At 70.8% G+C, this 13456-nt stretch carries 13 protein-coding genes; 11 read left to right on the forward strand and 2 right to left on the reverse strand.

From position 1 onward, the window contains the following. Positions 1-17: 17 nt before the first annotated feature. From BLT97_RS37875 to BLT97_RS17140, 3 genes are read left to right on the forward strand one after another with little or no spacing between them, the layout of a single operon-like run. Positions 18-671 carry a peptidoglycan DD-metalloendopeptidase family protein gene (locus BLT97_RS37875; protein WP_176953797.1) on the forward strand — a complete coding sequence of 218 codons (654 nt, stop codon included), beginning with the start codon at positions 18-20 and terminating at the stop codon, positions 669-671. Positions 672-716: 45 nt separating this feature from the next. Next, positions 717-1472, forward strand: a complete 756-nt coding sequence (locus BLT97_RS17135; RefSeq protein WP_093611060.1) for an N-acetylmuramoyl-L-alanine amidase — start codon at positions 717-719, stop codon at positions 1470-1472. 29 nt (positions 1473-1501) lie between these two features. Next, on the forward strand, positions 1502-2893 hold the full coding sequence (locus BLT97_RS17140) for an FAD-dependent oxidoreductase (RefSeq protein ID WP_093611062.1): 1392 nt from the start codon (positions 1502-1504) through the stop codon (positions 2891-2893). Between the two features lie 26 nt (positions 2894-2919). Here the strand turns inward: BLT97_RS17140 and hemE are convergent, their stop codons facing one another. Continuing rightward, the gene (hemE, locus tag BLT97_RS17145; protein WP_093611064.1) at positions 2920-3984 is read right to left on the reverse strand and encodes a uroporphyrinogen decarboxylase; all 1065 of its coding nucleotides are present in this window, start codon (positions 3982-3984) and stop codon (positions 2920-2922) included. 91 nt (positions 3985-4075) lie between these two features. Here hemE and BLT97_RS17150 point away from each other — a divergent pair, with 91 nt between their 5' ends. The 3 genes from BLT97_RS17150 (at position 4076) to BLT97_RS17160 (ending at position 7076) form a co-directional block, all read left to right on the forward strand. Beyond that, positions 4076-4735 carry a DUF3000 domain-containing protein gene (locus BLT97_RS17150; protein WP_093611066.1) on the forward strand — a complete coding sequence of 220 codons (660 nt, stop codon included), beginning with the start codon at positions 4076-4078 and terminating at the stop codon, positions 4733-4735. A gap of 292 nt (positions 4736-5027) precedes the next feature. Next, the gene (locus BLT97_RS17155; protein ID WP_052575743.1) at positions 5028-5690 is read left to right on the forward strand and encodes a helix-turn-helix transcriptional regulator; all 663 of its coding nucleotides are present in this window, start codon (positions 5028-5030) and stop codon (positions 5688-5690) included. 81 nt (positions 5691-5771) lie between these two features. Beyond that, positions 5772-7076, forward strand: coding sequence for a ribonuclease D (locus tag BLT97_RS17160; protein WP_093611068.1), 1305 nt, complete (start codon positions 5772-5774; stop codon positions 7074-7076). Positions 7077-7145: 69 nt separating this feature from the next. Here BLT97_RS17160 and BLT97_RS17165 read toward each other — a convergent pair whose 3' ends face one another. After that, positions 7146-7556 carry an organic hydroperoxide resistance protein gene (locus BLT97_RS17165; protein ID WP_093611070.1) on the reverse strand — a complete coding sequence of 137 codons (411 nt, stop codon included), beginning with the start codon at positions 7554-7556 and terminating at the stop codon, positions 7146-7148. A gap of 120 nt (positions 7557-7676) precedes the next feature. On the opposite strand from BLT97_RS17165, the gene BLT97_RS17170 reads away from it, so the two are divergent. The 5 genes from BLT97_RS17170 (at position 7677) to BLT97_RS17190 (ending at position 13442) form a co-directional block, all read left to right on the forward strand. Further along, a complete protein-coding gene (locus BLT97_RS17170) occupies positions 7677-8267 on the forward strand; it encodes a TetR/AcrR family transcriptional regulator (protein ID WP_093611072.1) in 591 nt (196 codons plus the stop codon). 122 nt (positions 8268-8389) lie between these two features. After that, positions 8390-9604 carry a thiolase family protein gene (locus BLT97_RS17175; protein ID WP_093611074.1) on the forward strand — a complete coding sequence of 405 codons (1215 nt, stop codon included), beginning with the start codon at positions 8390-8392 and terminating at the stop codon, positions 9602-9604. Continuing rightward, positions 9601-11733 (forward strand): 3-hydroxyacyl-CoA dehydrogenase NAD-binding domain-containing protein, encoded by a 2133-nt coding sequence (locus BLT97_RS17180; protein ID WP_093611076.1) that lies wholly within the window; start codon positions 9601-9603, stop codon positions 11731-11733. The genes BLT97_RS17175 and BLT97_RS17180 overlap by 4 nt, the downstream gene beginning before the upstream one ends. A 172-nt stretch (positions 11734-11905) precedes the next feature. Continuing rightward, positions 11906-12277, forward strand: coding sequence for a PIN domain-containing protein (locus BLT97_RS17185; protein ID WP_093611078.1), 372 nt, complete (start codon positions 11906-11908; stop codon positions 12275-12277). A gap of 73 nt (positions 12278-12350) precedes the next feature. After that, on the forward strand, positions 12351-13442 hold the full coding sequence (locus BLT97_RS17190) for an endonuclease/exonuclease/phosphatase family protein (protein WP_176953798.1): 1092 nt from the start codon (positions 12351-12353) through the stop codon (positions 13440-13442). Positions 13443-13456: the final 14 nt, after the last annotated feature.

Here is a 13456-nt window from a genome sequence, read left to right on the forward strand (position 1 = left end):
CCGAGAGGAAACGGAACATGACCTCCTGGACCATGCCGGTCGCCAAAGGCCGCGTCACCGCCAAGTACAAGAAGCCCGGCGCCTGGGCGGCCGGTTTCCACACGGGCGTCGACTTCGGCTGCCCCACCGGCACCCCCGTGAGCTCGGTGGGCCCCGGCACGGTGGTCGTCGCCGGTGACCAGGGCGCGTACGGCAACTGCGTCATCGTGCAGATGTCGGACGGCCGCTTCACGCTCTACGCGCACCTGAGCAGGATCGACGTCAAGGCCGGACAGGGCGTCACGGGCGGCCAGCGGCTCGGCCTGTCCGGCGCCACCGGCAACGTGACCGGCCCGCACCTGCACTTCGAGGCCCGTACGGCGAACCACTACAACGGCCACACCGACCCGATGGCCTATCTCGCGAGCCACGGCGTCGCGAAAGCGGGCGGAGCGAAGAAGTCCACGGCGAAGAAGGCGGCGGCGAAGAAGACCACGGCCCGCAAGTCCACGGCGAAGAAGGCCGCACCGCGCGCCTCCACGTACACCGTGAAGTCCGGGGACACCCTCGGCGCCATCGCCCAGGCCAAGCTGGGCAACGCGGCCCGCTATCCGGAGATCGCCCGGCTCAACGGCATCCTGAACCCGGACCACATCACGGTCGGCCAGAAGCTCAAGCTCCCGCCGAAGTAGCCCGCACGCCCCGCCCCTCGCCCCCACCGACCCAGGGAGCTCACCGTGGCCGATCCGCTCAGCGCCGACGCCTTCCTCGCCGCGCTCCGGGACGAGGGCGTCAAGGTCGTCGAGTACGACGGCTGGCGCACCCGCAACCGCAACCACAAGGGCAAATGGGGCCCGGTGAACGGGGTGATGGTGCACCACACCGTCACCCGCGGCACCGCCGCCACCGTGAAGCTCTGCGTGGACGGCCACGGCGATCTGCCAGGCCCGCTGTGCCACGCGGTGATCGCCAAGGACGGCACGGTGCACGTGATCGGCTACGGCCGCGCCAACCACGCGGGCCTCGGCGACCCGGCGGTGCTCGACGCGGCGATCGCCGAAGGTCCGCTGCCGAAGGTCAAGGAGGCGTCCAAGGACGGCAACCGGCACTTCTACGGGTTCGAGTGCGAGAACTTCGGCGACGGCAAGGACCCCTGGCCGGCCGCACAGGTGGATGCGGTCGTACGGGTCTGTGCCGCGCTGTGCAGGGCGCACGGCTGGGGCACCACCGGCCCGACCTCGGTGATCGGCCACTCCGAGTGGCAGCCCGGCAAGATCGACCCCAAGGGCCCGGGCATCTCCATGGACTCCTTCCGCCAGGCGATCGCCGCCCGCCTGAAGGCGCCGCCCGCGTTCACGGTCCGCGCGGGCGACACCCTGGGCTGGATCGCGGAGGCGTACGGCACCTCGGTGGACGAACTGCGTCGCCTCAACCCGGACATCAAGGACCCGGACAAGCTGGCGGTGGGCCAAACCGTCCAGCTCCCGGGCTAGTTGTCGGCGCGGCGACGTAGCGTGAAGGCATGAGCGAACGACTGGTGATCATCGGCGGCGACGCGGCGGGCATGTCGGCCGCGTCCCAGGCACGCCGCCTTAAGGGCCCCGACGAGCTGGAGATCGTGGCGTTCGAGCGCGGCCACTTCACCTCGTACTCGGCATGCGGCATCCCGTACTGGGTCGGCGGCGACGTCGAGGAGCGCGACGAGCTGATCGCCCGCAGCCCCGAGGAGCACCGCGAGCGCGCCATCGACCTGCGCATGCGCACGGAGGTCTTCCGGATCGACACCGCCGAACAGCGCGTCCACGCACGGGACTTGGAGAAGGCCGCGAAGGGCGAGAAGGACGCGGAGTACGCGGTCCCGTACGACAAACTCGTGATCGCGACCGGGGCCCGTCCCCTGCGCCCGCCGCTGCCCGGCATCGACGCCCCCGGAGTGCACGGGGTGCAGACCCTCGACGACGGCCAAGCTCTGCTCGACACCCTGGAGCGGACCCGGGGCGAGCGCGCGGTCGTGGTCGGCGCCGGGTACATCGGCGTCGAGATGGCCGAGGCGATGAAGAAGCGCGGCTACGAGGTCACGGTCGTCAACCGCGGCGAGCAGCCCATGGCCACCCTGGACCCCGACATGGGCCGCCTGGTCGGCGAGGCGATGAGCGGTATGGGCATCCGCATGGTGAACGACGCGGAGGTCACCAAGATCCTGACCACCGAGGACGGCCGGGTGCGCGCGGTGGCGACGGAGGACGCCGAGTACCCGGCGGACGTGGTGATCCTCGGCATCGGCGTACGCCCGGAGACTGACCTCGCCCGCAAGGCCGGACTCCCCCTGGGCACGCACGGCGGTCTGCTCACGGACCAGGCGATGCGGGTCCGCGGCCACGAGAACATCTGGGCGGGCGGCGACTGCGTCGAGGTGCTCGACCTGGTCGCCGGCACCGAGCGGCACATCGCGCTCGGCACCCACGCCAACAAGCACGGCCAGATCATCGGTGCGAACGCGGGCGGCGGTTACGCCACCTTCCCCGGCGTGGTCGGCACCGCGGTCAGCAAGGTCTGCGACCTGGAGATCGCCCGCACGGGCCTGCGCGAGAAGGACGCGAAGGCGGCCGGCTTCCAGTACGTGACCACCACCATCGAGTCCACGAGCCGCGCCGGCTACTACCCGGGCGCGGCCCTGATGACGGTGAAGATGCTGGCCGAGCGCCGCACGGGCCGGCTGCTCGGGCTGCAGATCGTGGGCCGCGAAGGCGCGGGCAAACGCGTGGACATCGCGGCGGTGGCGCTGACGGCGGGCATGACCGTGGACCAGATGACCGCCCTGGACCTGGGCTATGCCCCGCCGTTCTCACCCGTGTGGGACCCGGTCCTGGTGGCGGCGCGCAAGGCGGTGACCGCCGTACGCGCCGCCGGGTGAGCGCTGCTCCGCCCGCCGGGTGAGCGCTACTTGGCGGTCTGGGTGTGCACGTACTCGACGAGGCGCGTGAGCGCGTCCGGGTCCGTGGTCGGCAGGACGCCGTGGCCGAGGTTGAAGATGTGCCCCTCCAGGCCGGCCGCGGCGTCGAGCACCTGACGGGTGCGCGCCTCGACGGCCTCGGTGGTGGAGAAGAGGACCGCCGGGTCCAGGTTCCCCTGGAGCGCCTTGCCGGGGCCGACCCGGCGGGCCGCCTCGTCCAGCGGCACCCGCCAGTCGACGCCGACCACGTCCGCGCCGGCCTCGCCGAGCAGCCCGAGCAGCTCACCGGTGCCGACGCCGAAGTGGATGCGCGGCACACCGTACGAGGCCACGGCGTCGAACACCTTCGAGGAGGCCGGCATGACCTGGGCGCGGTAGTCGGCGGGCGACAGGGCGCCCACCCACGAGTCGAAGAGCTGCACGGCGCTCGCGCCGGCCTCGATCTGCACCTTGAGGAAGGCGCCGGTGATCTCGGCGAGGCGGTCGAGCAGGTCGGCCCACAGCTGCGGGTCGCCGTACATCATCGCCTTGGTGTTCTCATGGTTGCGGGACGGGCCGCCCTCGACGAGGTAGCTGGCGAGGGTGAAGGGCGCGCCGGCGAAACCGATCAGCGGCTTCTCGCCGAGCTCCGCCGTCAGCATCCCGATCGCCTCGGTGACGTACGGGACGTCCTCGGGCGTCAGGTCCCGCAGCCGCGCGAGATCGGCGCGGGTGCGGATCGGCTGCTCCACGACCGGGCCGATGCCGGGCTTGATGTCCAGGTCGATACCGATGGCCTTGAGCGGCACCACGATGTCGCTGAAGTAGATGGCGGCGTCGACGTCGTGCCGCCGCACCGGCTGGAGGGTGATCTCGGTGACCAGCTCCGGCATCATGCAGGACTCGAGCATGGCGGTGCCTTCGCGCACCTTGCGGTACTCGGGAAGTGAGCGCCCGGCCTGACGCATGAACCACACCGGCGTGTGCGGCACGGCCTCGCGTCGGCACGCCTTCATGAAGGCTGAGTTGTACGTCTTGCTCGTCTCGCCCTTGGGGCTCTCCATGGCACTCACACCGGAAAGTCTCCCATGTGCCGTGAAGTGCCCGGCGCGGCCCGAGTGTCTGTGACCGCGCGCGGGCACTCTTCCCCTTAATCTTCCCCGCATGGCTGCGGCGCAGGGACGACTGTCGGAGGGTGCTGAGGGGATGGACAGTACGGAGCCGAACGCGGCGCACGCCGTGCCGCTCCCGTTCCGCTCGGCCACGGAAGCGCTGCGGGGGGCGAGGCTGCGGCCGGAGATCGAGGTGGAGCAGGTACGGGCACCGCAGAAGCTCGCCCCGTACGCGTACGCCCTGGAAGCGGCCGTCGTCGAGGACGGCGATGATCTGGCGGACGGCCGTCTCGTCCTGCTGCACGACCCGTCGGGGCACGACGCCTGGCAGGGCACGTTCCGCCTGGTGACGCTGGTGCGCGCGGAGCTCGAACCCGAGATGGCCGCCGACCCGCTCCTCCCCGAGGTCTGCTGGTCCTGGCTGACCGGGGCGCTGCAGGCGCGCGGCCTCGCGTACGGCGAGCCGAGCGGCACGGTCACCCGGGCCGGTTCGCACTACTTCGGCGGGCTCTCGGAGCGGCCCCCGGCCTCGCAGATCGAGATCCGCGCCTCGTGGACCCCGCGCGAGGGCATGGGCGGAGTCCCCGACACGGCCTCCCACCTGGCGGCCTGGTGCGATCTGCTGTGCCAGATCGCGGGTCTGCCCCCGGTCAGCACCCCGGACGCCTCGGTGGTGTCCCTGCCCCAGCGCCGGGGACCACAGGCGCACTGACCCCCGCCCCACCTCCTCATGTGGCATCTCCCTGTGTACGGGGAGGTGCCACACGCATGAGGCGCGGGTGCGGGGCAGGTGAGGTGTGTGGGACGCCTGGCGATGTGTGGGGCGCGATTCCTGCCCCCAAACACCTCTCAGCTCACCTCAAACCCACCTCGTTTCACTAATTCGTGATCATTCGCTAAAGCCAGGCGCCCACCCTGCCGAAGACGAACGTGACCCTGAAAGCACGGTTCGCCCGGCTTCTTCCCCACAGCCGGTTCCCCCCGTCCCGCACCCAGGAGGCCTGGTGTCCGTTCTCCTCGAGCAGCCCGCAAGCCTGGTCGCCTACCGCCCGAACAAGCCGACCGCCATGGTCGTCGTGGCGGACCCGCGCGTCCGATCCACCGTCACCCGTCACCTCTGGGCTCTCGGAGTACGCGACGTCATCGAGGCGTCCTCCATCGCCGAGGCCCGTCCCCGCATCGGCAACCCGCGCGACATCTGCGTGGCCGATGTCCACCTGCCCGACGGTTCGGGCCTGACCCTGCTGTCCGAAACCCGCGCCGCGGGCTGGCCCAACGGGCTCGCCCTGTCGGCCGCCGACGACATCGGCGCCGTTCGCAACGCCCTCGCGGGCGGTGTGAAGGGTTACGTCGTCACCGGCACCCGTACCAACATCGGTCTGCCCACGCGGCACGGTGCCGCCCAGATCGGTGCGGCCGCCTCGCGGATGCACCGCCGCCCCCCGGGTGCCCCGAGCCACCCGGGCGGCTACCGCGAGCTGTCGGGGCGTGAGGTCGAAGTGCTGCGGCTGGTGGCGGAGGGCCAGTCCAACAAGGCGATCGGCGTCTCGATGGGCCTGTCCGCGCTGACCGTGAAGAGCCACCTCGCCCGTATCGCCCGCAAGCTCGGCACGGGTGACCGCGCCGGCATGGTCGCGGTGGCCCTGCGTACCGGAATCATTCACTGATCCCGTTTCACCCCGGTTCATACGCCCGTCGACGGAACGTTCCGTCGGCGGGCGCTGTTCATCCACGGATACCCTTACCAAGTGACCGACGCTCAAGAGACCGCAGAAGACAGCTCACTGCTCGACAGCTCACTGCGAACCACCGGGGGCGGCCCTCCGGACGACGTCGCTCTTGACGAGGCGCCGCCCACCCCGCTGCTCGAACCCCGTGACGGCATTCCGCCGGTGATCGCCGACGCCGCCTCGCTCGCCGAGGTGGTCTCCGCTTTCGCCGCCGGCACCGGTCCCGTCGCGGTCGACGCCGAGCGGGCCTCCGGCTACCGCTACGGGCAGCGCGCCTATCTCGTCCAGCTGCGCCGCGCCGGCGCGGGCTCCGCCCTGATCGACCCCGTGGCCTGCCCCGACCTGTCGGAGCTGGGCGCGGCCATCGGCGACGCGGAGTGGGTGCTGCACGCCGCCACCCAGGACCTGCCGTGCCTGCGCGAGATAGGCATGATCCCGTCGCGCATCTTCGACACCGAGCTGGCCGGGCGGCTCGCAGGGTTCCCGCGGGTGGGTCTCGGCGCGATGGTGGAGTCGGTGCTCGGCTTCGTCCTGGAGAAGGGGCACTCGGCGGTCGACTGGTCGACCCGGCCGCTGCCCGAGCCGTGGCTGCGGTACGCCGCCCTCGACGTCGAGCTGCTCGTGGACCTGCGCGACGCGCTGGAGAAGGAGCTCGACCGGCAGGGCAAGCTCGACTGGGCGCACCAGGAGTTCGACGCGATCGCCTCGGCGCCGCCCGCCGCGCCGCGCAAGGACCCGTGGCGCCGGACGTCCGGGATGCACAAGGTGCGCAAGCGCCGGCAGATGGCGGTGGTACGGGAGCTGTGGAACGCGCGGGACCGGATCGCCCAGCGCCGTGACGTCTCGCCGGGCAAGGTGCTGAGCGACACGGCGATCGTCGAGGCCGCCCTCGCCCTGCCGCCCAACGTGCACGCGCTGAGCGCACTCAACGGGTTCGGGCACCGCATGGGCCGGCGTCAGCTGGAGCAGTGGCAGGCCGCGGTGGACCGGGCGAAGGCGCTGCCCGACGCGGAGCTGCCACAGCCGGGACAGCCGCATGCCGGTCCCCCGCCGCCGCGTTCCTGGGCTGACCGCGACCCGGCGGCCGCGGCCCGGCTGTCCGCGGCGCGCGCTGCTGTGATGGCGCTGGCGGAGCAGCTGAACATGCCGCAGGAGAACCTGATCACGCCGGACACGGTGCGCCGTCTGTGCTGGGAGCCGCCGGCTTCCGCGGACGCGGAGTCGATCGCCGCGGTCCTGGCCTCGCACGGGGCGCGGCCCTGGCAGGTGGAGCAGGTGACGCCGGTCCTTGTGGCCGCGCTCGCGGCGACGAAGTCGCCCTGACCGCCTGAGTGAGCGATGCCCCCGCAGCCGTTCGGCTGCGGGGGCATCGTCGTACGGGTGTCGAGGTGCTTACTCGACGACCAGGTTCACGGGGATGTTGCCGCGGGTCGCGTTCGAGTACGGGCACACCTGGTGGGTGGCGTCGAGGAGGGCGCGGCCCTGCTCGGCCGGGATGGTGTCCGGCATCTCCACGCGGAGGGTGACCTCCAGGCCGAAGCCCTGGCCCTGCTTCAGGAGCCCCACCTCGGCCGTCACCGAGACGTCCGAGACATCCACCTTCTGCTGCCGCGCGACCAGCTGCATCGCGCTGGCGAAACACGCCGCGTAGCCCGTCGCGAAGAGCTGCTCGGGATTGGTGCCGGAGCCGTCGCCGCCCAACTCGACGGGGTGGGACAGCTTGAGGTCCAGCTTGCCGTCCGAGGTGACCGCGCGGCCCTCCCGGCCGGATGCCGTCGCCACCGCGGTGTACAGAGCGCTCATGAGGTCCTCCCGGACATCGGTACGAGTCGGTACGAGACTGCCTGCACGCTTTCCGAACAGACAGGTCTGTCTACTTGCTTGCCCAGCAGACTAGACAGATCTGTCTGGTAGGGTCAAGTCATGCCCGCGAAGACGTCGAACGCCCCGAAGAGCCCGGCCCGCAGCCGCGTCCTCGACACCGCGACGCGGCTCTTCTACACGGAGGGCGTGCACTCGGTCGGGATCGACCGGATCATCGCCGAAGCCGGGGTGGCGAAGGCGACCTTCTACCACCACTTCCCGGCCAAGGACGCCCTCGTACAGGCGTACATCGAGGAGCAGACGCGGATGCAGCGGGAGGCCGCCGAGCAGCTGGAGGCCGACGGGCCGCGCGAGAAGCTGCTCGCCGTCTTCGACCACATGGGGCGCGTGGGCGGGCTGGCGGACTTCCGCGGCTGCCCGTTCATCAACGCCGCGGCGGAGTACCCCGACCCGGCCCACCCCGTACGGCGGTCGATCGAGGATTACCGGACCTGGTTCCGGGAGCTGATGCGGGAGCTGCTCACCGAGGCCGGTGACCCGGACGCCGAGCGCACCGCGGACCTGCTGATGCTGATCAGGGACGGGCTCGCGGTGGCCTGCGATCTCGACGATCCTGTGGCGCCCCGACCCCTCGTGCGCGATGCCGTGCTGCGGGTCATCGGCGGCGCACGGGACGGCGCAGAGGTGTGACCTTCGCCGCTTGGGGCGGTGCCACTGTCGCCATTGGTTACCGGCAAGTAGCATGAAGGGGTGAGCGCGCGCTCAGGCGTGTGCGTACGCAGCGATCCCGCACCCCCTGGAGGAGAGCCATCGTGCCTCGTACCGTCAAGGAAGTCGTCTTCGTCGACGGCGTCCGCACCCCGTTCGGCAAGGCGGGCCCGAAGGGCATCTACCACGAGACCCGCGCCGACGACCTCGTCGTGAAGGCCATCCGGGAGCTGCTGCGCCGCAACCCGAACCTGGACCCCGCGAAGGTCGACGAGGTGGCCATCGCCGCCACCACGCAGATCGGCGACCAGGGTCTGACCATCGGCCGCACCGCCGGCATCCTGGCGGGTCTGCCGCAGTCCGTGCCCGGCTACTCGATCGACCGCATGTGCGCCGGCGCACTGACCGCCGTGACCACGGCCGCCGGTTCCATCGCCTTCGGCGCGTACGACGCCGCCATCGCCGGCGGTGTCGAGCACATGGGCCGCCACCCCATGGGTGAGGGCGTGGACCCGAACCCGCGGTTCGTCAGCGAGAAGCTGGTAGACGAGTCCGCCCTGTTCATGGGCATGACCGCCGAGAACCTGCACGACCGCTACCCGACGATCACCAAGCAGCGCGCCGACGAGTACGCCGTGCGCTCGCAGGAGAAGGCCGCCAAGGCGTACGCCGACGGCAAGATCCAGCAGGACCTGGTGCCGATCTCGGTGCGCAACACCAACCCCGAGGTGGGCGAGACCGGTTGGGGTCTCGTCACCGCGGACGAGCCGATGCGCCCGGGCACCACGATCGAGAACCTGGCCGGTCTGAAGACCCCGTTCCGTACGCACGGACGCGTGACCGCGGGCAACGCGGCCGGTCTGAACGACGGCGCCACCGCCTCGCTCATCGCCTCCGAGGACTTCGCGCGCGAGCACGACCTGCCGGTCAAGATGCGCCTGGTCTCGTACGCCTTCGCGGGCGTGGAGCCCGAGGTCATGGGCTACGGCCCGATCCCGGCCACCGAGAAGGCCCTCGCCCAGGCCGGTCTGTCCATCGAGGACATCGGCCTGTTCGAGATCAACGAGGCCTTCGCCGTGCAGGTGCTCGCGTTCCTGGAGCACTACGGCATCGCCGACGACGACGCGCGCGTCAACCAGTACGGCGGCGCCATCGCGTTCGGCCACCCGCTCGCCTCCTCCGGCGTGCGTCTGATGACGCAGCTGGCGCGGCAGTTCGAGGACCAGCCGCAGGTGCGGTACGGCCTCACCACCATGTGCGTCGGCTTCGGCATGGGCGCGACCGTCATCTGGGAGAACCCCCACTGGGAGGGCAAGTGAGCACCACCACTGCTGAGCTGCTGAAGGGTGCGGCCGCGCTCTTCCCCGACGAGGTCGTGACGCAGGCGCACGTACGGCACCTGGAACTGCCTTTCGGGGCGGGCCGGTTCGCGCTGATCACGCTGGACAACGGCCTGGACCACACCAAGCCGACCACCTTCGGTCCGCAGTCCCTGGCCAACCTCGACGTGGCGATCAGCCAGGTCGAGGCGGAGGCCGCCGCCGGTGACATCGTGGGCGTGGGCCTGACCGGCAAGCCGTTCATCTTCGCCGTCGGCGCCGACCTCAAGGGCGTCGAGCTCCTGAAGACGCACGAGGACGCGCTGGCCATCGGCAAGGGCGGCCACGACGTCTTCAAGCGTCTGTCCGCGCTGGCCGTGCCGACCTTCGCGTACTACAACGGTGCGGCGATGGGCGGCGGTGTCGAGGTCGGTCTGCACTGCACGTACCGCACGGTCTCGCAGGCCATCCCGGCGTTCTCGCTGCCCGAGGTCTTCCTGGGACTCGTCCCCGGCTGGGGTGGCTGCGCGCTGCTCCCGAACCTGATCGGCGCGGAGCGCGCGGTCTCGGTCATCATCGAGAACTCGCTCAACCAGAACAAGCAGCTCAAGGGCAAGCAGGTCTACGAACTCGGCATCGCGGACGCGATCTTCGAAGGCGCGGACTTCCTGGAGCAGTCGCTGATCTGGACCGCGTCCGTGCTCAAGGGCGAGATCAAGATCGAGCGCCCCGAGGTCGACCGCGGCGAGGCCTGGGACCAGGCCGTCGCCAAGGGCCGCTTCATCGCGGACTCCAAGGTGCACGGCGCCGCCCCGGCCGCCTACCGCGCCCTGGAGATCATCGAGGCCGCCAAGTCCGGTGACCTCCAGGCCGGCTTCGACGCCGAGGACAAGGCGCTCGCCGACCTCATCATGGGCGGCGAACTGCGCGCCGGCATCTACGCGTTCAACCTGGTCCAGAAGCGCGGCAAGCGCCCCGCGGGCGCCCCGTCCAAGGACCTGGCCCGTCCGGTCACCAAGGTCGGTGTCGTGGGCGCGGGCCTGATGGCCTCGCAGCTCGCGCTGCTCTTCCTGCGCCGCCTGGAGGTGCCGGTCGTCCTGACCGACATCGACCAGGAGCGCATCGACAAGGGCGTCGGCTACGTCCACGCCGAGATCGACAAGCTGCTCGGCAAGGGCCGTATCAACCAGGACAAGGCGAACCGTCTCAAGGGTCTCGTCAGAGGTGTCCTGGACAAGGCCGAGGGCTTCGCGGACGCGGACTTCATCATCGAGGCCGTCTTCGAGGAGATGGGCGTCAAGCAGCAGGTGTTCGCCGAGGTCGAGGCGGTCGCCCCGGCGCACGCGATCCTCGCGACGAACACGTCCTCGCTCTCCGTGTCGGAGATGGCGTCGAAGCTGCAGCACCCCGAGCGGGTCGTGGGCTTCCACTTCTTCAACCCGGTCGCGGTCCTTCCGCTCCTGGAGATCGTCCGCGGCGAGAAGACGGACGACGCCTCGCTGGCCACGGCGTTCGGTGTCGCCAAGAAGCTCAAGAAGACGGCCGTCCTGGTCAAGGACGCCCCGGCGTTCGTCGTGAACCGCATCCTCACGCGCTTCATGGGCGAGATCCAGAACGTGATCGACGAGGGCACCCCGGTGGCCGTGGCCGAGAAGGCCGTCGAGCCGCTCGGTCTGCCGATGTCCCCGCTGGTCCTCCTGGAGCTGGTCGGCCCGGCCATCGGTCTGCACGTCTCGGAGACCCTGAACCGCGCCTTCCCGGACCGCTTCACGGTCTCGGAGAACCTCGCCGCCGTGGTCAAGGCCGGCAAGCGCGGCTTCTACGTCTACGACTCCGGCAAGCCGGAGCTGGACCCGGAGGTCGCGGCGCTGCTGAAGCAGGGCGATGTCGTCCTGACCGAGGAGCAGGTGCGCGACCGCGTGCTCGACGCGGTGGCCCAGGAGATCGGCCTGATGCTCGACGAGGGCGTCGTGGCCGAGGCCCAGGACATCGACCTGTGCCTGATCACCGGCGCCGGCTGGCCCTTCCACCTGGGCGGCGTGACGCCGTACCTGGACCGTGAGGGTGTGTCGGAGCGGGTGAACGGGAAGCGGTTCCTGGCGCCGGGTGTGGCGTCCGTACCGGCGTGACGCTCTGCGCTTGAAGTCTGGACCTGAAGTACGACGGGCCCGTACAGGAGTTGCTCCTGTACGGGCCCCGTTCGTTCCTCCCCGTTGCGGGCCCGTTCGCTCCTCCCCGTTACGGGCCCGTTCGTTCCTCCCTCGTACGGACCGGACCACCCACCTGTGGGAGGCTGCCCGGATGCACCCGGCACCGCTTCTGATCGTGGACGGCGCGAACGTCGTCGGGTCCCGTCCCGACGGCTGGTGGCGTGACCGCAGGGCTGCGGCGCAGCGCCTGCGCGACGCGCTCGTCCCGTACGTCACCGAGGGCCTGCCGCCCGAGCACCCCGGCCCGCTCGACATCGTCCTGGTGGTCGAGGGCGCGGCCCGCGGGGTGGAGTCCGTCCCGGGCGTACGCGTCGACGAGGCACCGGGCAGCGGCGACGACCGGATCGTGGAGCTGGCCGCGGCGGCCGCGGGACCGTGCATCGTCGTGACGGCGGACCGGGAACTGCGGGGGCGGGTGGGTGCGTTGGGGGCTCGGTGCGTGGGGCCGCGGAGTGTGTACTGACCAGCGGGTGGACGGCGCGTGCACACATCACCGCGCGCACGGGCTCCGCCTGCGCAGATGAGACGATTACGGCATGTTCGTCCCGCGTTCCGTGTCCGCCGTCCGCGACACTCCCCGCATCGAATACCACCAGGGTCGGCGCACGGCGGGGTGCCTGCCCGATGTTCCGGACCGAACGCGGATCCGCCGCTCGGTGGGGGCGCTCGCCTCGGCCCTGGCACTCGTCCTGACAGGATGCGCCAACGGCGGGCAGCCGGCGGACCCGGCCGAAACCCTCCCGCCGCCGGCCGAACTACGGCTGGCCGACTGGAATATCTGCGGGGAAGCCGGTGGGGTGCGCGGGCAGTCCGGATTCTGCCCGTACCGCGACTCTCCCGAGAAAAAGATCCAACAGCTGGCAGCCCTCGTCGAGAAGCGTCACTTGAACGCGCTCACTGTTCAGGAGGTCTGCGGCAAGGATGCCGGCAGCCATGTCGCGCTTCTCGAAAAGGCGTTGGGAAGCGAGTGGAGCGTGGTGCATGCCGTCGGCAAACGCCCTGAAGGCGAGGCAAGATGCCGCGACGGCCTGCGCGGAGATCTGGGGGTGGCCGTCGCCGTGCGGGGCAGGGTCATCGACAGCAGCGCACGCAATGCGTTGCCCCCGGACCCGGCCGGTCGCAGCGAACAGACGTTGCCCGTCCTGTGCGTCCGGGCGCATGGCTGGCGTTACAGCGTGTGCACCACCCACATCCTCCCCGGGGAAACTGCACGCGTAAGTACCCAGATCACCCGCGTCAAGGACTTCGTCCTCGGTTTCGCGTCCGCCACAGCAGGCCGGGCCGTACTTACCGGCGACTTCAACCGCAACGGGCATGCTCCCCAACTCCGACCGCTCGCGGCCGGTTTCGTGGAGTGTGCGGCGCTGCGGTCGGCCGTCACCTACCGCCAGTGGGATGTCGGCGAAGGCCGCAGCGTGCCGCATTCCCTCGACCACATCTATGCGACCAAGCAGCCTCGGGGAGAAGATCCCTTCGACCGGTGCGGAGTGGAGTCCTCGCTCATGGACACCTCACCCAACGAGATGGGGCAGGCACCGACCGGTTACTCCGACCATGCACCTGTATGGGCCGTTCTCCCCATGGCAGAGGTCCCACCGTCCGGGGCGACCGGACAGCGGGACCAGTGAGGCGGTCGCCCAGG

This window comes from Streptomyces indicus, assembly GCF_900100315.1.
GTDB lineage: Bacteria > Actinomycetota > Actinomycetes > Streptomycetales > Streptomycetaceae > Streptomyces > Streptomyces indicus.

Bases quoted from the DNA above. Each gene is read 5' to 3' on its own strand.
- BLT97_RS17150 (WP_093611066.1), top strand. From the start codon at position 4,076: ATGGCTGCGGCGCAGGGACGACTGTCGGAGGGTGCTGAGGGGATGGAC.
- BLT97_RS17185 (WP_093611078.1), top strand. From the start codon at position 11,906: ATGCACCCGGCACCGCTTCTGATCGTGGACGGCGCGAACGTCGTCGGG.
- BLT97_RS17140 (WP_093611062.1), top strand. From the start codon at position 1,502: ATGAGCGAACGACTGGTGATCATCGGCGGCGACGCGGCGGGCATGTCG.
- BLT97_RS17190 (WP_176953798.1), top strand. From the start codon at position 12,351: ATGTTCGTCCCGCGTTCCGTGTCCGCCGTCCGCGACACTCCCCGCATC.
- BLT97_RS17170 (WP_093611072.1), top strand. From the start codon at position 7,677: ATGCCCGCGAAGACGTCGAACGCCCCGAAGAGCCCGGCCCGCAGCCGC.
- BLT97_RS37875 (WP_176953797.1), top strand. From the start codon at position 18: ATGACCTCCTGGACCATGCCGGTCGCCAAAGGCCGCGTCACCGCCAAG.
- BLT97_RS17165 (WP_093611070.1), bottom strand. From the start codon at position 7,556: ATGAGCGCTCTGTACACCGCGGTGGCGACGGCATCCGGCCGGGAGGGC.